Here is an 18,861-nt window from a genome sequence, read left to right as displayed (position 1 = left end):
AGAGCACAATCCAAGCACAGGAGTGACCGGATGCCCCGGATCGTTGTTGATGTCATGCCCAAGCCCGAAATCCTTGATCCGCAGGGCAAGGCCATTGTCGGCGCATTGAACCGCCTGGGCCAGACCGGGTTCAGCGAGGTCCGCCAGGGCAAGCGCTTCGAACTGGTGGTCGACGGCGAGGTTACCCAGGAGATCCTGGACCAGGCCCGCCATGCCGCCACCACGCTGCTCTCCAACCCGGTGATCGAAGACGTCACCCGGGTGGAGGTCATCACCGAGGCGACCATCGGGGCCGGCGAATAATGACCGAGACCCCCCTGATCGGCGACTTCTCCCCGGCACCCGACGCCGGCCTCTCCGGTGCGCGCATCGGCGTCGTCACTTTCCCCGGCACCTTGGACGACCGCGATGCGGCCCGCGCAGTCCGGATTGCCGGCGGCACCGCGGTCAGCCTGTGGCACGGCGACCATGACCTGCAGGGCGTGGACGGCGTGATCATCCCCGGTGGCTTCTCCTACGGCGACTACCTGCGCGCCGGCGCCATCTCCCGCTTCGCGCCGCTGATGGACCAGATCAGCGAGGGCGCGAAAGCGAAGCACAATCCGCTGCCGGTGCTGGGCATCTGCAACGGCTTCCAGGTGCTGACCGAGGCGCATCTGCTGCCCGGCTCGATGATCAAGAACAACCACCTGCACTTCCTGTGCCGCGACCAGCGCCTGCGGGTGGAGAACAACACCACCGCCTGGACCAGCCAGTATGAAGCCGGCGCCGAGATTGTGGTGCCGCTGAAGAACCAGGACGGCCAGTACGTCGCGGATGAGAAGACGCTGGACGAGCTGGAAGCGGAGAACCGCGTGGTGTTCCGGTACGTGGGCGTGAACCCGAACGGCTCGCGGCGCGACATTGCCGGCATCAGCAATGCTGCCGGCAACGTGGTGGGCCTGATGCCGCACCCCGAGCACGCCGTGGAAGCCGGCTTCGGCCCCGATTCCTCCGCTTTCGGCGACGTCGCACTGCGCGGCGGCACCGACGGCCTGGGGATTTTCACCTCAGTTTTGACGAAGATTGTTGCAGGTGCCAAGTAATGACTAACAACAACCCGGTGGTCGACCAAGCGAGCGCCAGCGAGCGAGTGGAGACCAGCGCCACGAGCCGGCTGGAGACTCCGGCCGAGGTCCGCAACGAACACGTCCAGAGCTTCGGCCAGGCGGCCGACGCCGTCGAACGCGTCGAGGGACGCCAGTTCAACATCGACACCGTGGAGCATGCCGAGCAGACCCCGGATACGGAGATGCCTTGGGCCGAGCTGGGCCTGAAGCGCAACGAGTTCGACGAGGTGGTCAAGGTGCTGGGCCGCCGGCCGACCGCCGCCGAGCTGGCGATGTACTCGGTGATGTGGTCCGAGCATTGCTCCTACAAGTCCTCGAAGGTCCACCTGCGCCAGTTCGGCGACAAGGTCACCGAGGACATGAAGAAGCACATGCTGGTGGGCATCGGCGAAAACGCCGGCGTGACCGACCTGGGCGACGGCTGGGCCGTGACCTTCAAGATCGAGTCGCACAACTCCCCCACCATGGTGGAGCCCTACCAGGGCGCCGCGACCGGTATCGGCGGCATCGTCCGCGACATCATTTCCATGGGCGCCCGCCCGGTGGCCGTGATGGACCCGCTGCGCTTCGGCGCGATCGGCCACCCGGACACTGCCCGCGTGGTCCACGGCGCGGTCGCCGGCATCGGCGGCTACGGCAACTCGCTGGGCCTGCCCAACATCGGCGGCGAAGTGGTCTTCGACTCCGTCTACCAGGGCAACCCGCTGGTGAACGCGCTGGCCGTGGGCATCATGCGCCACGAGGACATCCGGCTGGCCAACGCCTCCGGCAAGGGCAACAAGGTGGTGCTGTTCGGCGCACGCACCGGCGGAGACGGCATCGGCGGCGCCTCCATCCTGTCCTCGGAGTCCTTCGACGACACCAAGCCCTCCAAGCGTCCCGCGGTCCAGGTCGGCGACCCGTTCGCGGAGAAGGTGCTGATCGAGTGCTGCCTGGAGCTGTTCAAGGGCTCCCTGGTCGAGGGCATCCAGGACCTGGGTGCGGCAGGCATTTCCTGCGCCACCTCCGAACTGGCCTCCAACGGTGACGGCGGCATGGACGTTGAGCTGACCTCGGTGCTGCTGCGAGACCCCACCCTGACCCCGGGCGAAATCCTGATGTCCGAGTCGCAGGAACGCATGATGGCCGTGGTCTCCCCGGAGAACGTCGAGGCCTTCGAAGCGGTCATGGCCAAGTGGGCCGTGGAATACTCCTGGCTCGGCGAGGTCACCGACACCGGCCGCCTGGTGATCAAGTGGGACGGCGAAACCATCGTCGACGTCGACCCGCGCACCGTTGCCCACGAGGGTCCGGTCTACAACCGGCCCTACGCCCGGCCGGAGTGGCAAGACAAGCTGCAGGCAGACAGCTTCCGCGCCTCCGCAGCCGGCGCCGACCTCCCGGCCAGCGCCGAGGAACTGAAGGCGGCCGTGTTGGAACTGATGGCATCGCCGAACATGTGCTCGAAGGACTGGGTGACCAACCAGTACGACCGCTACGTGGGCGGCAACACCGCGCTGGCCATGCCCGACGACGCCGGCGTGGTCCGCGTGGACGAGCAGACCGGCCTCGGCGTGGCACTGGCCACCGACGCCAACGGCCGCTACACCTACCTGGATCCGTACCAGGGTGCACAGTTGGCCTTGGCGGAGTCCTACCGGAACGTCGCTACCACCGGTGCCGTGCCGATGGCCGTGTCCGACTGCCTGAACTTCGGCTCCCCCGAAGATTCGGACGTCATGTGGCAGCTGGCCGAAGCAATCCGCGGCCTCTCCGACGGCTGCATGGAGCTGGGCGTCCCGGTCACCGGCGGCAACGTCTCGCTCTACAACCAGACCGGTTCCACCCCGATCCACCCGACGCCGGTCGTGGCCATGCTCGGCAAGTTCGACGACGTCGCCCGCCGCACGCCGTCGGGCTGGCGCGAGGATGGCCAGGCGATCTACCTGATGGGCACCACCCGCGATGAGCTGGACGGCTCGGAATGGGCCAACCTGCGCGGACACCTGGGCGGCAAGCCCCCGGCTGTGGACCTGGCAGCCGAAAAGCTGCTGGGCGAACTGCTGATCAACGCCTCCCGGGACGGCATGATCGACGCCGCGCACGACATCTCCGAAGGCGGACTGGCCGCCGCACTGTCCGAAATGGCCCTGCGTTTCGGCGTCGGCGCGCGGATCGGGCTGGGCGAGGTCTGCGAGCGCGACGGGGTGGACCTGTTCACCCTGCTGTTCAGCGAGTCCCAAGCACGCGCCGTCGTGTCCGTGGCCCGCAGCGAAGAGGTCCGCTTCAAGGACATGTGCGGCGCGCGGGGCTTCCCGTTCATGCGCATCGGCGTGGTGGATACCGAGAACGGCGCACTGGACTTCCAGAGCGAATTCTCCGTGCCGCTGGCCGAACTGAAGGAAGCCCACGAGGCAACGCTGCCGAAGTACTTCGGGTAGCCCCTCTCCGCATCGACTATTCAACAGGCGCCCTTTTCAGCCGTGAAAAGGGCGCCTGCTGACTTTTCGTTTGAGTCCTGGCTGCTCAGGGTCGCCAGCCTTGGGACCGCAGCGCCGTCTGAATCTTCGAGACGGCTGCCCGCGCGTCTCCGTGCATGTCTTCCTTGGTGACCCGCCGTTCCAGCCAGCCGATTGCGGCAGTCTGCTCCGCACGCCGAATATCACGGACCAACTGCTCGGACGTCCGGTGATGGTCGCCTTCATACTCAACCGCCAGCTTGTAGATCTTGAACTGCATGTCCGGGGAATGCCACGACCTTCCCCAGTCGTCCACTATCGGTTCGTTCAGGCTGGGTTCCGGCAGCCCCGCGTCGGCCAAGGCCAGCCGTAGTCGCGTTTCCGGCGCAGAATCCGCACCTACGCGGACCAGCCCCACGGCCTCGGCTGCCTTGGCAACGCCGCGCTTGCCCTTGTGCAACCTGATGATCTCCCTCAGGTCAGCGGCGGTCGCGAACGGCGCATCCCTAGCTTCAAAAGCTGCACGTGGAAGACGAACCAAGTGATCGCCGATGACTACCAGATCCGCGACGGGAAGCATGCAGGCGAGATCGAGCCAGGTCTTGAGCCGGGAGGTCAACGGGAGGCCGTCCAGTTTGGCAATCTCGCCAGCTGCAAGGCTGGCCCGGTGTCCCACAACACCCCGGCGGCGCGGCGCATTGAGCTGTTTGGGGCGCGTAACGTGGGTCGAGTCGTCGCTGCCGACCCAGGGCGGAAGCGGAAAGTTCCACAGCCTGGCCGCGGTGAGATGTGACAAGACCGAGCCGTGAGTGACCATCGAGACGGCCCGGACCTGATCCGCCAGCCTGAGGTCAGGGCCGTTCGGGATCCTGATCCCGCGGCTGGGCCGCAGCACTGTTGCATTCCTCAATTGCTTCTCGCTCAGCCCGGCCTTCAGCCCTTCGCGCCACACAAAAGATGACTCGGACAATTCCTCGGGCAAGTCCTTCGGATACCGCATGCCCTCATTCTTGGTGCCATGCGCCAGTCCCGCTTGCGTTGTCCACAACCGCTGGCAGGTCCCTGATCTCCGAGGGGATGCCACCGACTGGGCTGCGAGGGGTTGTGGCCCGCGATGGACTCTTATAAGTTGCCAGCAAAGCAAAGCCTGCTTCCAAACGACTATTCAACAGGCGCCCTTCTCGGTGTTGGAAACGCCGCCTGCTGAATAGTCGATGATGGTGGACAGCAGGATTCTGATGGAGGACTCGGACGCCGGAGGTAGCCGATGGACGCCGAAATCTCGCTGCAGGTGGACGGCCGGGCCGCAACGGTCTCGCTGGACACGCGCACCACACTGCTCGATGCCCTGCGCGACCGGCTGGGCATCTATTCGCCGAAGAAGGGCTGCGACCACGGCCAGTGCGGTGCCTGCACGGTGCTGCTCAACGGCCGGCGGGTCAACTCCTGCCTGGTCTTCGCGGTGGCCCAGGACGGGGCAAGCGTTGTCACAGCCGCCGGCCTGGCCTCCGAGGGCGAACTGCATCCGGTTCAGCAGGCGTTCCTCGACCAGGACGGTTTCCAGTGCGGTTACTGCACCCCGGGGCAGATCTGCTCGGCCGTGGGCATGCTGGACGAAGCCGCCCGCGGCGATCCCAGCTACGTCACTGCCGACCTCGATGGTGGATCGGCAGGGACCTCGGGCAGCAGCCCGGAAGGAACAATGAGCGGTCCCCCCGCACAATCCCCCGAACTGCCCGACGACGAGATCCGCGAGCGGATGAGCGGAAACCTCTGCCGCTGCGGAGCCTACGTGAACATTGTGGCCGCCATTCGCCAGGCTCTGGAGGGCGACCAGGTGGGCGGACGCACCGCCCGTCCGGCGACCGAATCGGCCATTGCGCAGCCCGCCAACGCAATGAACCAGTCAACCGGCGGAACGGGGCAGCCCGGATGAAGCCCTTCGACTACGCCTGCGCCGCCAGCCCAACCGAGGCGGTCGCCGCCGTCGCCGGCAATCGGACCGCCGCTTTCCTGGCCGGCGGCACTAACCTGGTGGACCACATGAAGCTGGGTGTCTCCGCGCCCGAGCAGTTGGTGGACATTTCGCACCTGCCGCTGGACACGATCGATCAAACCGACGACGGCGGCCTGCGCTTGGGCGCGACCGTCCCGAACAGCGACCTCGCAGCCCACCCGCTGGTCCGGCAGCGCTACCCGGTGCTCTCGCAGGCGCTGCTTTCCGGTGCCTCCGGGCAGCTGCGCAACGCGGCAACCACCGGCGGCAACCTGCTTCAGCGCACCCGCTGCGTCTACTTCCAGGACGTCACCACCCCGTGCAACAAACGCAACCCCGGTTCCGGCTGCTCGGCGTTGGAGGGCTACACCCGCTATCACGCCATCCTGGGCGCCTCGATGGACTGCGTTGCCGTGCACCCTTCGGACATGGCGGTGGCGATGGCGGCGCTGAATGCCCGGGTGGAGATCCTGGGTCCGTCCGGCGAGCGCAGCGTGGGCCTGCACTCCTTTCACCGGCTGCCCGAAGATCAGCCGCAGCGCGACACGGTGCTGGAACACGGTGAGCTGATCACCGCAGTGGTGCTGCCGCCGCTGCCGGAGGGGACCCGCTCGGCCTACCGCAAGGTGCGCGACCGGGCGTCCTATGCCTTCGCCCTGGTGTCCGTGGCCGCCGTGGTGCGGCTCGAAGAGCCCGCTGATACTGACGACGGCGATGCTCCGGCTTCCGCGCCGAGGATCGCCGAAGTGCGGCTGGCCTTGGGCGGCGTGGCGCACAAACCCTGGCGCGCGACCTTCGCCGAGGAGGCGCTGCGCGGGCAACCGGCAACCGAGGCGAAGTTCCGGCGGGCCATCGACGCCGAACTGCAGCATGCGGTCCCGCTGCCGGACAACGCGTTCAAGGTGCCGATGGTCCGCAACACCGTGGTGTCCGTGCTGCGGGAACTGTGCGGACTGGACCACGGCGGCAGCCGGGCCGGAGACGGGCGCGACGGACAAGCAAGCGGACAGGACGGCGGCCGGATGGGGACGCCGGCGTCCCGCGGAGAGGACCAACCATGACCGTGCAGCAGCCCGCGGCAACCGGACTGGATCTGGAGCGCATCGACGGCCGGGCCAAGGTCCTCGGCGTCGCCCGCTACGCGTATGAGCACCCCGCGGACAACCCCACCTACCTGTACCCCGTCCAATCCACGATTGCCCGCGGCCGGATCACTTCCATCGACACCGCCGCGGCCGAAACGATGGACGGCGTGGTCGCGGTGCTTACGCACCTGAACGCTCCGCGGCTGGCCAACGCCGAGGACAAGGAATTGGCCGTGCTGCAGTCGGACGAAGTGGGCTTCCGCGGGCAGTTCGTCGCGGCAGTGGTGGCCGATTCGCCCGAGACGGCGCGCGAAGCGGCGGCCCACGTGCGCGTGCAGTACCACCGGGAGCCGCACCACGCGGCGCTGCGGGCTGACCACGAAGACCTTTACAAACCGGAGACGGTCAACGCCGGCTTCGACACCGACACCCGCACGGGGGATCCAGACGCGGCCCTGGCAAGCGCCGCCGTCGTTGTTGACCGCACCTACACAACCCCGGCCGAGCATAACAATCCGATGGAACCGCATACCACCGTGGCGCAGTGGGACGGCGACCGGCTGCTGGTGTTCGACTCCACGCAGGCGGTGCACAACGCCCGCAAGACGCTGGCGCCGCTCTTCGACGTAGAGGTTGAGCAGATCCGTGTGGTGGCGCCGCATGTGGGCGGTGGGTTCGGCTCCAAGGGGCTGCCGCATGCGCACGTGGTGCTGACCGCACTGGCCGCGAAGGTCACCGGCGGCCGACCGGTGAAGTACGCGCTGACCAGGCAGCAGATGTTCTTCCTGGCCGGCTACCGCACGCCGACCATCCAGCGGCTGCAGCTGGGCGCCAGTCCGGACGGGCGGATTTCCGTGCTGACGCATGACGTAGTGGAGCAAACGTCGGCGATCAAGGAATTCGCCGAGCAGACCGCGACGATATCGCGGATGATGTACGCGGCCGATCACCGGCGCACCACCCACCGGCTCGCCTCGCTGGATGTGCCGGTTCCGTCCTGGATGCGGGCGCCGGGTGAGTGCCCGGGCTCGTTCGGCCTGGAAGTGGCCATGGATGAACTGGCTGAGGCATGCGGGATCGATCCCATTGAGCTGCGTGTGCGGAACGAACCGGCCACCGATCCGGAAACCGGCAAGCCGTTCGCCAGCAGGCACCTGCTGGCCTGCCTGCGCGAGGGCGCCCGCCGGTTCGGCTGGGAGCGGCGCAACCCGCAGCCGGGAACGATGCTGGTGGACGGCTGGCGGACCGGGATTGGCGTGGCGGCTTCCACCTACCCGGCCCGGCGGCAGCCGGCGAACACAGCGCGTATCCGGTTCACCGCCGACGGGTTCTACGCGGTGCAAATCGGTGCCGTGGACCTGGGCACCGGTGCTTGGACGGCACTGACCCAGATTGCCGCGGAGGCGCTGGAATGCGGCCCGGAACAGGTCCGGCTGCAGATCGGCGACACGGACCTGCCGGTGGCAACCGTGGCCGGCGGCTCCACCGGGACGGCCAGTTGGGGCTCGGCGATTATCGGCGCGGCCCAAATGTTCCGCAAGGAACACGGCGGATTCCCGTCCGCGGAGGACACTTCGGAAGGCGACGGCGAGAGGAACCCGGCAGCAAAGAACTACGCGCTGCATTCCTTCGGTGCCCAGTTCGCCGAGGTCCAGGTGAACGCTGACACCGGCGAGATCCGGGTATCGCGGATGCTGGGCGTCTATTCAGCCGGCCGGATCATCAACCCGCGCACCGCCCGGTCCCAGTTCTTGGGCGGCATGACCATGGGCATCGGCATGGCACTGCACGAGCAGAGCGTGATGGACGAGCGGTTCGGGATGATCGTGAACCACGACCTGGCCGAATACCACGTGCCGTCCAACGCGGACATCCGGCAGCTGGAAGCGTTCTGGCTGGAGGAAGTCGACGAGCACGCCGGACCGCTGGGGGCACGCGGGATTGGGGAGATCGGCATTGTCGGGGCGGCCGCGGCAGTGGCCAATGCGGCCTACAACGCCACCGGGATCCGGGTCCGGGACCTGCCGCTCACCGCGGACAAGTTCCTGGCGTAACGGTGGTCGACTGACACAGTCCGCCTCCCCGGTGGTCGTCCAAGGCCGCCCGCGGCCGCGTGGAGACCCAGACTCACATCCCCGGTAGTCGACCAAGGCCGCCCGCGGCCGCGTGGAGACCGTGCCAGCTGGTCAGCACCCGCCAGCTCCGGCAAGAATTACACCTCGCGCCAATCATGGCCGGCCACTCCGTCTTAACCGTGACGCCCCCTGCCGTAGCCCTGTCCGGACGCTTCCCGCACTTGCAAGTAGGCGGTGACTAACGACGACGGCGCGGCGCACCTTGCAGTGCACCGCGCCGTCCGTTTTGTACGGCGCTTTCGGCCCCTGGACGTCAGGCGCCAGGCCGCAGGCGCTCCACATCTGCCCGCCGCGGATACGCGGTCTGGGTTCCCTTCTTCGTGGAAGCGAGAGCAGCAGCGATCGAAGCGAATGCCGCCGCTTCGGCCAAGGCATCCCCTGCTGCAAGCCGTGCCGCGAGGGCCCCGGTGAAGGCGTCGCCGGCGCCGGTGGTGTCCACGGCTTCAACCTTGGTGGGGGCGATACGGGTGATCCGGTGCCTGTCCTTGGCCTGCGAATCCAGCACGATGGACCCGCGGGCGCCCAGGGTGACCACGGCACGGTCCAGCCCCTGCGCCGCAAACTTCAAGCGCACCTGTTCCCAGTCGGCAACGGCGGCATCGGCGGCGGGGATTTCGGCGCCGCCGAGGAACTGTGAAGCCTCGTGCGCATTGACCAACAGGACGTCGCTGAGTTCGGCCAGGCTGTGCAGCACCGGCGCGTAAGGCGAGAGGTTGAGCAGCACTGTTGCTCCGGCGTCGTGCCCTGACCTTGCCGCCGCCTCCACGGCGTCCAAGCCGACCTCGAGGCAGAGGCAAACCACGGCGGCGTCATCGAAAACCTCGCTGGCTGCGACGACGTCTTCCGGACCTACGGTGCCGTTAGCGCCAGGGGAAATGACGATGCTGTTCTCCCCCGCGGCGTCAACGGTAATGACGGCGACGCCGGTCTCGACCCCGGCGGCGCGGCGCACGCGGGAAACGTCCACGCCGGCCCCTGCAACGGAGGCCAGCAGCATGTCCCCGTTGGAATCCTCGCCCACGGCGCCGATCAGGGCGACGTTGCCGCCCAGTCGGCCAGCGGCCACGGCTTGGTTGGCACTCTTGCCGCCCGGGTTCACGGCGAAGCCTTCGCCGTGGAGGGTTTCGCCAGGGTTGGGCAGCCGCTCGGTGTAGATGGTCAGGTCAGCGTTCAGCGAACCAACGACGACGATGCGTCCGGGCTGCGGACTCACTTTTCCACCTCGGCGTCGACGGGCTTGGGGATCAGCAGCGAGGCGGCAAAGGCCGCGACCGTGATGACCAGACCGACCACCACCACCGTGAGGTAAGAGGCGTGGTCGCCCAGCGCCGAGGTGCCCACGAGTACCGCCGGCAGCACCAGAAAGCTCAGCCCGGCGCCGAGGTTGAAGGCTCCGGCATTCATGCCGGGTAGGAAGCCCGGGTTGCCCGGGGGCGAGAGCACCACGCCGAGCCCGTTGAGCATGATGTTCGCGGTTCCGGCGTACATGATGCCGAGCAGCGCAGTGCCGGCGACCATCAGCGGCAGGCTGTTCAGGCCGAACAGCGCAATGACCACCAAGGAGACGACGCTGCCGACCATGCCGATGCGCAGCACATTGGTGTAGCCCAGTACCGGGGCGAGCCGTCCGCTAATCGGGCCGAAGACCCAGCCCAGCAGCGCGTAGGGAGTCAGGATGAGCAGTGCCGTTTCGGTGGGCCCGATGCCGAAGCCGGGTGCGGCGGCTTGTACGTAAGCGGGAACAATCCCGTTGATGACGGCGAAAATTCCGGTCATGGTCAGGACCGTAGTCAGCAACGGCGCCCACGTCGAGCGCTGGCGCAGATGGACAATCTCGACCATCGGCTGCTTCGCGCGCTTCTCGGTGGCCCAGAAGCCGGCGAACGCAGCGGCGGCCACGGCGATCAGCACCAGCGAGAGGAACAGGGTCTCCCCGGAGAACCCGCCCACCAGCTTGGCCGCCTCGTTCAGCGCGGTGAGCAGGGCCCCGACCGCGACAACAATAAAGACGACGCCGGTCCAGTCCATCCGCGTCCCGGCCTGCGGTTTGCTCTCGGGTGTCAGGACAGCGACGAGAACCGCGGCGATCACACCGAGGACCACCATGAACCAGAAGATGCTGCGGAAGCCGTAGTGCTCGGCCATGTAGCCGCCGAGGAAGGAATCGACGCCGGCCACGCCGCCGTTGACCGCAAGGATAACGCCCATCAGCGTGCCGTAAGTGCGCAGGTTGGGCACGGCGGTGCGCGGCATGATCAGGCACAGCGGCACGGTGGGACCGCTAACGCCCTGGATAATCCGGCCCACGAAGAGCCATGTAACGTCCGGGGCCAGCGCGGCGATCACGGAGCCGACGGCCGTCAGCAGCATCATCGCGACGAGGATCCGCTTGCGGCCGACAATGTCGCTCAGCCGCGGCAGGAACAGGGAGAACAGCGCGGCGGTGGTGAAGAACCAGGTCTGGGACAGGCCGATCGCGGCCTGATCGGTCTGCAGCTCCTCCCCCATGGTGACCAGGGCGGGGCTGAGCATGGACGCATTGAGCTGGAAGGCCACGCAGGCCGTCAGCAGGGCGACCATCAGGGCGGCGCTGCCGCCGCGGGTTACCTTGGCTTCCTGAAGAACGGTGCTCATTTCGCTGCCGCGCCGTTCTCCGCCACGCCGTTGGCGTCGGGGGCCGCGGAGGCGGGCGCCGCCGTCGTGGTGGGGGCGGCGGTTCCGAGGTCTACCTCGCCGATCCGGACCAGGGCATCGGTCACCAGGTTCCAGAACTTGGTGCGGTCAAGGTCCACGGCCACGGAGGTGTGGCAGTCTGCCGGTGCGGGGGCCCGGAAGTCGGCCACGGTCATGCCAAGGGTCAGCTTGCCCTGCAGTTCGATGTCGACCGGGACCTTGCGGGTTGTCATGACCGTGGGGTCGATGACGTAGGCGACGGCGCACGGATCGTGGACCGGCGGGTAGTCGAAGCCCTGTGCGTCCTTGTACGTTTGGGCGAAGAAGTCCATCAGTTCGCGGACAAAGTGGGCCGGACCGGTGCCGACGGCTTCGATCTGCTCCACCACGTCGGGGGTGGCCAGCGCCTGGTGTGTGAGGTCCAGTCCCACCATGACCAGGGGCCACTTCTCGTTGAAGACGATGTGGGCGGCCTCGGGGTCGATCATGATGTTGAATTCGGCCACGGCGGACCAGTTGCCTACGTGATAGCCGCCGCCCATCAGCACGACTTCCTTGACCCGCTCGACGATGCGCGGCTCCTTGCGGGCGGCCATCGCGATGTTGGTCAGGCCGCCGGTCGGGACCAGGGTCACGGTGCCGGGTTCATGCGCCATGATCGTGTCGATGATGAGATCAACGGCGTGGCGCGGGTCCAGTTCAATGGTGGACTCCGGCTGCGCGGGGCCGTCCATGCCGGACTCTCCGTGGATGTCCGGCGCGGTTTCGATGGTGCGCACGAGCGGGCGGTCGCAGCCGGCAGCGAACGGGACACCGGTGATGCCGGCGATGGTCCCCACGGCCAGCGCGTTCTTGGTGACCTTTGCCAGGGTCTGGTTGCCAACTACGGTGGTCACGGCGAGCAGTTCGATGTCCGGGTTGCCGTGGGCCAGGAGCAGCGCCACCGCGTCGTCGTGTCCCGGATCGCAGTCCAGGATGATCTTCTTCGGGCCAGGCGTCACGGAAACGGCGTCCAAGTTTTCTCTCCACGTCATCGGGGGCCCGCCGCAGCGGGGTTTCAGTCACAGGAAGTGTGACACCCCTTCCCGGATTACGTCAAACGCTTGACGTAAACTCGAGTCAAGCGCTTGATGCCATATGTCGCCTGAACTTCCATATCATGGGCACATGGACCACGCCCGCTCGCCCCAGTTCCCGCCGCGCTCCGGTGAGCGGGTGACAGCGGCGATGGTGGCGGCACGTGCCGGCGTCTCCACGGCGACGGTTTCCCTGGTGGCCAACGGCAAGACGCATGGGCGGGTGTCCGCGGACAACATCTCCCGAGTCAACCGGGCCATCGCCGAACTCGGATACGTGGTGGACAGCGTCGGCAGTTCGCTGGCCAAGGGAGTCAGCTCCATTGTGGTTCTGGTGGCCCCGGACATTTCCAACCCGTTCTTCGCCAAGGTTGTTGCTGGCGTCCGAGAGTCCCTCGGCGCGGACTTCCAGCTGCTGCTCTCCGTCACTGAGGCCGGCGAATTCCCCCGCGCCGCTGACATCCGCCGCCTCCTCGCCCTGCGCCCGGCAGGTCTGCTGGTAGATGCCCCCGATGCCGACTTCCTCGAGGACCTCTCCACCACCGGCCCCATGGTGCTACTCGACGCGCCCGGGCTGGAGGCTTACGCGCCGTCCGTCAACCTCGACGTGGCCCATGGCGCCCGCGAACTGGCGGCGCACCTGGCCGCCACCGGCCACCGGCACGTGGCGTACATGGACAGCGTGACCGGCACGGCCACCTTCACCATCCGCCGAACGGCCTTCCTAGAGGAGGCGGCCGGGCGCGGAATGACCGTGGACCCGGCCCACCTGATCAGCACCACGATCGACGTCGGCGCGTCGGCCGATGCGTTTACCGCCGCCTGGCCCCAGTGGCAGCAAGCGGGCGTCACCGCCGTCGTCTGCGCCACCGACACCCAGGCGTACGGCGCGCTGCAGCAAGCGCGTGTTGCCGGCGCGCGGATCCCGGACGATCTCGCCGTCGCCGGCTTCGACGACCTGCCCTACTCCGCCAGCAGTAACCCCGGCCTCACCAGCGTCCACCTTCCCGCCACCCGTCTGGGCCTCAAGGCCGGGGAACAGCTGCGCCGCCTGATCGAAGGCCACGACCTCGAGCAGCCCCAGCTCATCTTGGAGAGCTCGCTGATTGTGCGCGGCTCCACGGAGCGGACCGCCGCCAGCTAGCGAACGACGGCGGCACTCGCCTTATCTGCGGACGACACCTTATGCGTGGGCTTGCCGGCCCCCTCATTGATCCGCTACACCTCGCGCCAATCGTGCCCGGTGACGGCTGCCCCTGCCTGCGGCCCCATCTGCAGCATTCCGCCGTCCACGGCCCAGGACGCCCCGGTCACATAACCGGCATCGGCGGAGGCCAGGAAGGCGATCACGGCGGCCACTTCACGGGCGTCGCCGGGCCGGGCCAGCGGGATGCCGGGCCGGTCGATGCGCTGCGGGTCCTCGTCTTCGTTGCCGGTCATCGCGGTGGCAATCTCCCCCGGCGCAACGGAGTTGACCGTGATGCCGTGCCGGCCGAGCTCCAGCGCCATGTTTTTCACCAAACCGCCGAGTCCGTGCTTGGCGGCATCGTACGGCGCGGCGCCGACCATCGGCTGGTGTTCGTGCACGCTGGTTACCGCGATGATCCGCCCGCCGGTGCCGGCTGCCGCCATTTTCCGGGCCGCCCGCTGCATGCAGACGAACGCGCCGTCCAGATCGGTGGCAACCACGTTCCGCCACGTCTCATAGTCAAGGTCAAGGAACGGCTCCATTGCCCCGGTTCCGGAGTTGTTGACGAACACGTCCAGCCCACCGAGCCGCCCCGCCAGCGAATCAACCACGTCTCCGCAGCCGGGCAGGTCCGTGGTGTCCAAATGAACGACGGCGGCGCTGCGGCCGAGCGCGCGGACCTCCTTCGCGGTGGCCTCCGCTCCTTCCCGGTCCGAGTGCCAGGTGATGCCCACGTCCATTCCGGCCTGGGCAAGGGCGACGGCGGCGGCCCGGCCGATGCCCGAATCGGAACCGGTGACGATGGCGGTGCGGGGCGTGAACTGTTCCATGCGCCCCATTCTGGCGAAGAACTGCCGGTCTGGCAGCCCTGCATAGCCCGAATCAGCCCGTGAACCGCGGGGAATTGCCTACTAGTTGTTGAGCGCCGCGGAGAGCTCGGATCGAATCGAGTCGATCCAGGCGATGCGCCGTGTGATCCGTTCCTGGCCACCGCTGCGTTCCCACATCTCGATGAAAGCCTGCTCGCCGCGCGCGATCCGGGCAAGCACAAAGGGTCCGGATTGATGAATGCCCCTGACGATCTGATCCAAGAACTCGTCCCGCTGCGGACCGACGGGAATACCGTAGGCGTCGGCTACGATCCGCAAGCGGGAACCAACATCAAAACCTGAACGTCCCCAGCGCTCCGCATCCTGATGGGTCTCAACAGGGACCCAATGCCGTGCCAAGACCGCGAGATCGTGCAGTGGATCGGTCGGGGCAGCGAATTCGAAGTCGATCAGCGCAACTGCCTGCCCGTCGCGCACCACGACGTTCTCCACGCACACATCGTTGTGACCGACGATTTTCCCGCCGCTGGGGTGTGCCAACTCGGTGTTCCAGACGGCGTTGGCAGGAGGGGCGAAGTCAGCCACGGCGTCGTGGAATGCCCGCAGCAGCCGGGAAACCGACGCCAGCAGCCCGGGAGATAGTGACCACTTCGGAAACGGTGGAATGGCCACGTCTCCGGGAATATAGCGCAGCCGCTCCCTGCCCTGCTCATCAATCCCCAGGGGCTCCGGCACTCCGGTGAAGCCGTTGGATCTGGCATGTTCGAGCATGCTGAAAACCAGTTCCGTCTGAGCCGAGGCGGGGCGGCGAACTTCATCGCCGATTCTGATGACCGCCCCGGCGTTGGCGACTCCGCCGGCCAGCACCTCGCCGTCGTTCATGGGCCATACCCTACCGCGGCACGCGCTGCTGGGCGGCCTGCTTTTAACCGTGGAAGGGGCAGGACGCAGCCTGCCCCTTCCACTGAAAACTGCTACGCGACGGTCATTTCACCCATCTCGTCCCAGCCCTCGCCGTCAATCTGGCGGCTGATGATGCGCGGAGTCTCCTGCAGGTACGGCGGCTGCTCCTGCATGGCCTTCTTGAAGTGATCGCTCTTCACATGCGCTTCAGCGGCGTCGTCCTTGAAGGCTTCCACCAGGACATACTCGTTCGGATCCTCCACGCTGCGCGACCAGTCGAACCACAGGTTGCCCGGCTCGGCGCGGGTGGCTTCGGTAAACTCGCGGACCAACTCCGGGAAGTTGTCGGCGTGCTCGTTCTTGACCTTGAACTTGACCACAATAAAAATCACGCGGATTCAGCCTTTCTCTAGGTGTCTTTCAATCCTGTCACGGGCCAAATTGGCCGGCCGGCCAATCACTCGGCCAATCACCCGGCCAAGCCGCCGGCCAGCGCTTTGGCGGCGGCAACATAGCGCCGGGTGACCAGCCGCTGGGCTCCCTCCGCCACCGGACCGCCTGCCCGGTAAAACCAGTTGGAGTGCCGGCTGAACGCAAACAGCTCGAAAACCACCAGCCCGTTCTCCTCCAGAGACGCCACAAAGCCCTCTTCCCCTGACTCCGGATGCCCCGGCAGCGTGCCGTAACCAAACCCCGTCCGGGTGGAGGTCCGCTCCGTCCACACCACGCGGCAGGGTGCGGACAGCCGCAGCGGCCCGGCCCCGAATCCGGGCACCACGTCCACCCCTTCGGCGGCCGCAGGCGTGGCCGCATCGACCTGCAAACCAGCCAGCCGGTGCAGCTCCCAGCCCATCAGTCCCTCGGCCAGCCTGTGGAACGCGTCCTCCCCGACGCCCACCGCGGTGCGCACCTCGGTGGTCCGGTATCCCGGCGGCGTGCGGTGCACTCGACTCAGCCCCACGTCGTCGTAGGTCAGCGGCGCTGCGCTGAGATCCTTGGCTTTCACCGCTCAGCCCTGCCGCACATCGTCGCCGCGGGCCAGGCCCATCCAGCCCAGCGACTCGCGGTCCCGGCGCGGCAGCGACGCCACCACCAGGTCGTACGAGTCCTCGATCATGTCGCGCAGCATGTCGTCGGGCAGCGCACCGTCGCAGCGCACCCCATTCCAGTGCGTTTTGTTCATGTGATAGGCGCCGGTGATCTCCGGGTGCGCCGTTCGCAACTGCTGGGCGAGCGCCGGTTCGCACTTGAGGCTGATGCTCAGCCGGGGCGACTGCAGGTCGGACAACGCGAACATTTTCGCGGTCCGCCCCGGCGCACGGACTTTGAACACCGATGCCTCCGGGCCGAACGGAAAGTCCTCGAACGTCCCGGGCAGGGAGAGGCAGAATTCACGCAGCGCGGTCGCGTCCATAGGCACGAGCCTACTGCTACCTGCCCAGCCGGTCACCAGGTTGCCGGTGCGCGGCGGCGGCTTCGGTGGCAGGATGGTTTCACGGATGTTTCACGGGGAACAACGGCGGTGCTTGCGCGCCGGCACCAGCTCCTCAGGGGGCGCCACGAGGTGTCGGGCGCGGCCGGTCCAATGAGAGGAGAGCCATGGCAGACACCGGCAGGGAGGCCAAGCGGGCGGCCGGCAAGGCTGTGGACAAGACCGCGGAGGCCGCCGACTCCAAGACTTTTGAGTGGGTGGCACGCACCGGGTATGCGGCCAGCGGGCTGCTGCACCTGCTGATCGGCGCGATCGCGCTGCGACTGGCCTTCGGCGGAGGCGGCGAGGCGGACCAGTCCGGGGCAGCCTCCAGTCTGGCGCAGAACCCGGGCGGGCTGTTCCTGCTCTGGGCGGGCATGCTGGGCGCCGCGGCCCTGGCGCTGTGGCAGGTCAGCGACGCGGTCTTCGGCGGCCGCGGCCTGGAGACGAAGAAAAAGTGGGGCTACCGGGCCAAGGCCGTTGGCCTGGCCATCGTCTACGGAGCCATCGCGGTCACCTTCGGCAGCTTTGCCCTGGGCTCCGGCAGCAACAGCAGCGAGAAATCGCAGGACGCCAGTACCAAGCTGATGCAGTGGCCGGGCGGTGCCGTGGTGCTGTTCCTGATCGGCGCGGTGATCATCGGAGCCGGCATCTACTACGTGGTCAAAGGCCTGTTCCGGAACTTCTTCAAAGACCTCAAGCCGCTGCCGCGGGGCGGAGTCCGCACCGCCGTGACCTGGGTGGGCATCGTCGGCTTTGTCGGCAAGGGCTTGGCCTTGTTTGTGCTCGGGCTGCTGCTGGCGGTCGCCGCCGTGCAGAACGACCCGCAGGACGTGAAGGGCCTGGACGGCGCGCTCAAGGCGCTGCGCGAACAGCCGCTCGGGCCGGCGGCGCTGGCCTTCGTGGCCGTCGGGCTGATCTGTTACGGGCTCTACCTTGGCGCCAGGGCGCGCTACGCGAAGATGTAGCGCGCCCTGCGTGGCCCCGTCGGCCCGATGCCCGGCCGGCGCCGGCCGGGCACCCGGCGCTGACTACTCAGCCGAGACTGGCGTCAGCACGTCCTTGACCAGTGGATCCTCCGTGGTGCCGAGGTATTCCTCGAGCCGCGGATCGGAGAAGATCTCGATCAGCTTCTTGCTCTCGGCGCTGTCCTTGAACTCGGTGCCGATCACCAGACGGGAGGCGAACGTCTTGGGTGCCGCCGGGAACAGGATGCCCTTGTCGCGGCCGATCTTGCCGGCGTCGAACTGGGAGACGTAGCCGATCGCCACGTCGACCGAATCGAGCATGCGCGGCATCGCCAACAGGTCCGCTTCCTTCAGTGTGAAACCGCGCGGATTGCCGGTGACGTCGCGGATCTTCGCGGTGCGCGGCTCGACCGCCGGATCCAGTTCCAGCAGCCCCTCGCGCTGCAGCAGCCAGAGCGCCTGGCCTTGGTTGGCCGCATCGTTCGGCAGCAGCAGGACGGCGGCGCGAGGCAGGCTCTCGACCGAGTCGTAGCGCGTGGAATACAGCCCGAAGCCCCACTGGAACAGTTCCACGGTGGGCGTCAGTTCGACGCCGCTAGCGTCCGCCGACTGCTGCATGTACCACTGGTGCTCGAAGATGGTGGCGTGGAACTGGCCCTCTGCCACCGCGCGGTTGGCCTGAACCGGGTCCTGCAGGCCCACAGCCTCGATCTCCACGCCGTAGTCCGGCGCGATCTCCTCGGCGACGAACTTGAGGATCTTCTCCTCGCCCGCCATAGCCGGTTCGAAGTGGACCTTCAACGGGGAGGTGACCTCGCCGCCGGCGGCGGCCGCGGTGGCCGGCCGGGACTGCTGCTGCACTAGCAACAGCCCCAGGACCAGAGCGACGACGGCGGCGATCGCCGCGATGCCCCACGGCAGGGCGGTGGACTGCTTGCGCAAGGTGAAACCATGGTCGTGGCCAGACCCGGTAGTCGGTGTGTTCATG

18 protein-coding genes are annotated in these 18,861 nt (G+C 67.5%); 8 read left to right on the top strand and 10 right to left on the bottom strand.

What is annotated here, in order from left to right:
- Positions 1 to 30: 30 nt before the first annotated feature.
- The 3 genes from purS to purL are packed head-to-tail and all read left to right on the top strand — an operon-like array spanning position 31 to position 3,529.
- Complete coding sequence (gene purS, locus AB0N75_RS03070) at positions 31 to 303, top strand: phosphoribosylformylglycinamidine synthase subunit PurS (RefSeq protein ID WP_364644954.1); 273 nt, start codon at positions 31 to 33, stop codon at positions 301 to 303.
- The gene (gene purQ / locus AB0N75_RS03065; RefSeq protein WP_364644951.1) at positions 303 to 1,085 is read left to right on the top strand and encodes a phosphoribosylformylglycinamidine synthase subunit PurQ; all 783 of its coding nucleotides are present in this window, start codon (positions 303 to 305) and stop codon (positions 1,083 to 1,085) included. Before purS ends, purQ begins: the two co-directional genes overlap by 1 nt.
- Positions 1,085 to 3,529, top strand: coding sequence for a phosphoribosylformylglycinamidine synthase subunit PurL (gene purL / locus AB0N75_RS03060; protein ID WP_364644948.1), 2,445 nt, complete (start codon positions 1,085 to 1,087; stop codon positions 3,527 to 3,529). Before purQ ends, purL begins: the two co-directional genes overlap by 1 nt.
- 85 nt (positions 3,530 to 3,614) lie before the next feature.
- Here purL and AB0N75_RS03055 read toward each other — a convergent pair whose 3' ends face one another.
- On the bottom strand, positions 3,615 to 4,547 hold the full coding sequence (locus AB0N75_RS03055; RefSeq protein WP_364644946.1) for a hypothetical protein: 933 nt from the start codon (positions 4,545 to 4,547) through the stop codon (positions 3,615 to 3,617).
- 267 nt (positions 4,548 to 4,814) lie between these two features.
- Here AB0N75_RS03055 and AB0N75_RS03050 point away from each other — a divergent pair, with 267 nt between their 5' ends.
- Genes AB0N75_RS03050 through AB0N75_RS03040 form a run of 3 tightly spaced genes read left to right on the top strand, consistent with a single transcriptional unit; the run spans position 4,815 to position 8,682 of the window.
- Positions 4,815 to 5,483, top strand: coding sequence for a 2Fe-2S iron-sulfur cluster-binding protein (locus tag AB0N75_RS03050; protein WP_364644943.1), 669 nt, complete (start codon positions 4,815 to 4,817; stop codon positions 5,481 to 5,483).
- Positions 5,480 to 6,604 (top strand): xanthine dehydrogenase family protein subunit M, encoded by a 1,125-nt coding sequence (locus tag AB0N75_RS03045; protein WP_364644940.1) that lies wholly within the window; start codon positions 5,480 to 5,482, stop codon positions 6,602 to 6,604. The genes AB0N75_RS03050 and AB0N75_RS03045 overlap by 4 nt, the downstream gene beginning before the upstream one ends.
- Positions 6,601 to 8,682 (top strand): xanthine dehydrogenase family protein molybdopterin-binding subunit, encoded by a 2,082-nt coding sequence (locus AB0N75_RS03040; protein ID WP_364644937.1) that lies wholly within the window; start codon positions 6,601 to 6,603, stop codon positions 8,680 to 8,682. The genes AB0N75_RS03045 and AB0N75_RS03040 overlap by 4 nt, the downstream gene beginning before the upstream one ends.
- 334 nt (positions 8,683 to 9,016) lie before the next feature.
- On the opposite strand, the gene AB0N75_RS03035 is transcribed toward AB0N75_RS03040, so the two are convergent.
- From AB0N75_RS03035 to AB0N75_RS03025, 3 genes are read right to left on the bottom strand one after another with little or no spacing between them, the layout of a single operon-like run.
- Positions 9,017 to 9,976: a ribokinase gene (locus tag AB0N75_RS03035; protein ID WP_364644934.1), complete on the bottom strand. Its 960-nt coding sequence runs from the start codon at positions 9,974 to 9,976 to the stop codon at positions 9,017 to 9,019.
- A complete protein-coding gene (locus AB0N75_RS03030; protein WP_364644931.1) occupies positions 9,973 to 11,397 on the bottom strand; it encodes an MFS transporter in 1,425 nt (474 codons plus the stop codon). The genes AB0N75_RS03035 and AB0N75_RS03030 overlap by 4 nt, the downstream gene beginning before the upstream one ends.
- Positions 11,394 to 12,470, bottom strand: a complete 1,077-nt coding sequence (locus AB0N75_RS03025) for a nucleoside hydrolase (RefSeq protein WP_364644928.1) — start codon at positions 12,468 to 12,470, stop codon at positions 11,394 to 11,396. The genes AB0N75_RS03030 and AB0N75_RS03025 overlap by 4 nt, the downstream gene beginning before the upstream one ends.
- 193 nt (positions 12,471 to 12,663) lie before the next feature.
- Between AB0N75_RS03025 and AB0N75_RS03020 the strand changes: the two genes are divergently transcribed.
- Positions 12,664 to 13,656, top strand: coding sequence for a LacI family DNA-binding transcriptional regulator (locus AB0N75_RS03020; protein ID WP_364645959.1), 993 nt, complete (start codon positions 12,664 to 12,666; stop codon positions 13,654 to 13,656).
- A gap of 74 nt (positions 13,657 to 13,730) precedes the next feature.
- Here the strand turns inward: AB0N75_RS03020 and AB0N75_RS03015 are convergent, their stop codons facing one another.
- The 5 genes from AB0N75_RS03015 to AB0N75_RS02995 all read right to left on the bottom strand — a co-directional run bounded on the left by AB0N75_RS03015 (position 13,731) and on the right by AB0N75_RS02995 (position 16,848).
- Positions 13,731 to 14,531 (bottom strand): SDR family oxidoreductase, encoded by an 801-nt coding sequence (locus AB0N75_RS03015; RefSeq protein WP_364644925.1) that lies wholly within the window; start codon positions 14,529 to 14,531, stop codon positions 13,731 to 13,733.
- An 81-nt stretch (positions 14,532 to 14,612) separates the two neighbouring features.
- Positions 14,613 to 15,413 (bottom strand): phosphotransferase, encoded by an 801-nt coding sequence (locus tag AB0N75_RS03010; RefSeq protein ID WP_364644922.1) that lies wholly within the window; start codon positions 15,411 to 15,413, stop codon positions 14,613 to 14,615.
- Between the two features lie 92 nt (positions 15,414 to 15,505).
- Positions 15,506 to 15,826, bottom strand: a complete 321-nt coding sequence (locus AB0N75_RS03005; protein WP_364644919.1) for a putative quinol monooxygenase — start codon at positions 15,824 to 15,826, stop codon at positions 15,506 to 15,508.
- A 77-nt stretch (positions 15,827 to 15,903) separates the two neighbouring features.
- Positions 15,904 to 16,440 carry a DUF1990 domain-containing protein gene (locus AB0N75_RS03000; RefSeq protein ID WP_364644916.1) on the bottom strand — a complete coding sequence of 179 codons (537 nt, stop codon included), beginning with the start codon at positions 16,438 to 16,440 and terminating at the stop codon, positions 15,904 to 15,906.
- A 3-nt stretch (positions 16,441 to 16,443) separates the two neighbouring features.
- On the bottom strand, positions 16,444 to 16,848 hold the full coding sequence (locus AB0N75_RS02995) for an MmcQ/YjbR family DNA-binding protein (protein WP_364644913.1): 405 nt from the start codon (positions 16,846 to 16,848) through the stop codon (positions 16,444 to 16,446).
- Positions 16,849 to 17,033: 185 nt separating this feature from the next.
- On the opposite strand from AB0N75_RS02995, the gene AB0N75_RS02990 reads away from it, so the two are divergent.
- Entirely contained in the window at positions 17,034 to 17,873 is an 840-nt protein-coding gene (locus AB0N75_RS02990; RefSeq protein ID WP_364644911.1) for a DUF1206 domain-containing protein, read from the top strand.
- Positions 17,874 to 17,936: 63 nt separating this feature from the next.
- Here AB0N75_RS02990 and AB0N75_RS02985 read toward each other — a convergent pair whose 3' ends face one another.
- Positions 17,937 to 18,860: a MetQ/NlpA family ABC transporter substrate-binding protein gene (locus AB0N75_RS02985; RefSeq protein WP_364644908.1), complete on the bottom strand. Its 924-nt coding sequence runs from the start codon at positions 18,858 to 18,860 to the stop codon at positions 17,937 to 17,939.
- Between the last annotated feature and the right edge of the window lies 1 nt (position 18,861).

The organism is Arthrobacter sp. NPDC089319, from assembly GCF_040684925.1.
Classification (GTDB): Bacteria; Actinomycetota; Actinomycetes; order Actinomycetales; family Micrococcaceae; genus Crystallibacter.
Note: the sequence above shows the minus strand (reverse complement) of the source record. Positions and strands in the feature narration are given on the sequence as shown.

Excerpts from the sequence above, each read along its gene's own strand:
- purS (WP_364644954.1), top strand. The coding sequence starts at position 31 with ATGCCCCGGATCGTTGTTGATGTCATGCCCAAGCCCGAAATCCTTGAT.
- purQ (WP_364644951.1), top strand. The coding sequence starts at position 303 with ATGACCGAGACCCCCCTGATCGGCGACTTCTCCCCGGCACCCGACGCC.
- purL (WP_364644948.1), top strand. The coding sequence starts at position 1,085 with ATGACTAACAACAACCCGGTGGTCGACCAAGCGAGCGCCAGCGAGCGA.
- AB0N75_RS03055 (WP_364644946.1), bottom strand. The coding sequence starts at position 4,547 with ATGCGGTATCCGAAGGACTTGCCCGAGGAATTGTCCGAGTCATCTTTT.
- AB0N75_RS03050 (WP_364644943.1), top strand. The coding sequence starts at position 4,815 with ATGGACGCCGAAATCTCGCTGCAGGTGGACGGCCGGGCCGCAACGGTC.
- AB0N75_RS03045 (WP_364644940.1), top strand. The coding sequence starts at position 5,480 with ATGAAGCCCTTCGACTACGCCTGCGCCGCCAGCCCAACCGAGGCGGTC.
- AB0N75_RS03040 (WP_364644937.1), top strand. The coding sequence starts at position 6,601 with ATGACCGTGCAGCAGCCCGCGGCAACCGGACTGGATCTGGAGCGCATC.
- AB0N75_RS03030 (WP_364644931.1), bottom strand. The coding sequence starts at position 11,397 with ATGAGCACCGTTCTTCAGGAAGCCAAGGTAACCCGCGGCGGCAGCGCC.
- AB0N75_RS03025 (WP_364644928.1), bottom strand. The coding sequence starts at position 12,470 with ATGACGTGGAGAGAAAACTTGGACGCCGTTTCCGTGACGCCTGGCCCG.
- AB0N75_RS03020 (WP_364645959.1), top strand. The coding sequence starts at position 12,664 with ATGGTGGCGGCACGTGCCGGCGTCTCCACGGCGACGGTTTCCCTGGTG.
- AB0N75_RS03015 (WP_364644925.1), bottom strand. The coding sequence starts at position 14,531 with ATGGAACAGTTCACGCCCCGCACCGCCATCGTCACCGGTTCCGATTCG.
- AB0N75_RS03010 (WP_364644922.1), bottom strand. The coding sequence starts at position 15,413 with ATGAACGACGGCGAGGTGCTGGCCGGCGGAGTCGCCAACGCCGGGGCG.
- AB0N75_RS02995 (WP_364644913.1), bottom strand. The coding sequence starts at position 16,848 with ATGGACGCGACCGCGCTGCGTGAATTCTGCCTCTCCCTGCCCGGGACG.
- AB0N75_RS02990 (WP_364644911.1), top strand. The coding sequence starts at position 17,034 with ATGGCAGACACCGGCAGGGAGGCCAAGCGGGCGGCCGGCAAGGCTGTG.
- AB0N75_RS02985 (WP_364644908.1), bottom strand. The coding sequence starts at position 18,860 with ATGAACACACCGACTACCGGGTCTGGCCACGACCATGGTTTCACCTTG.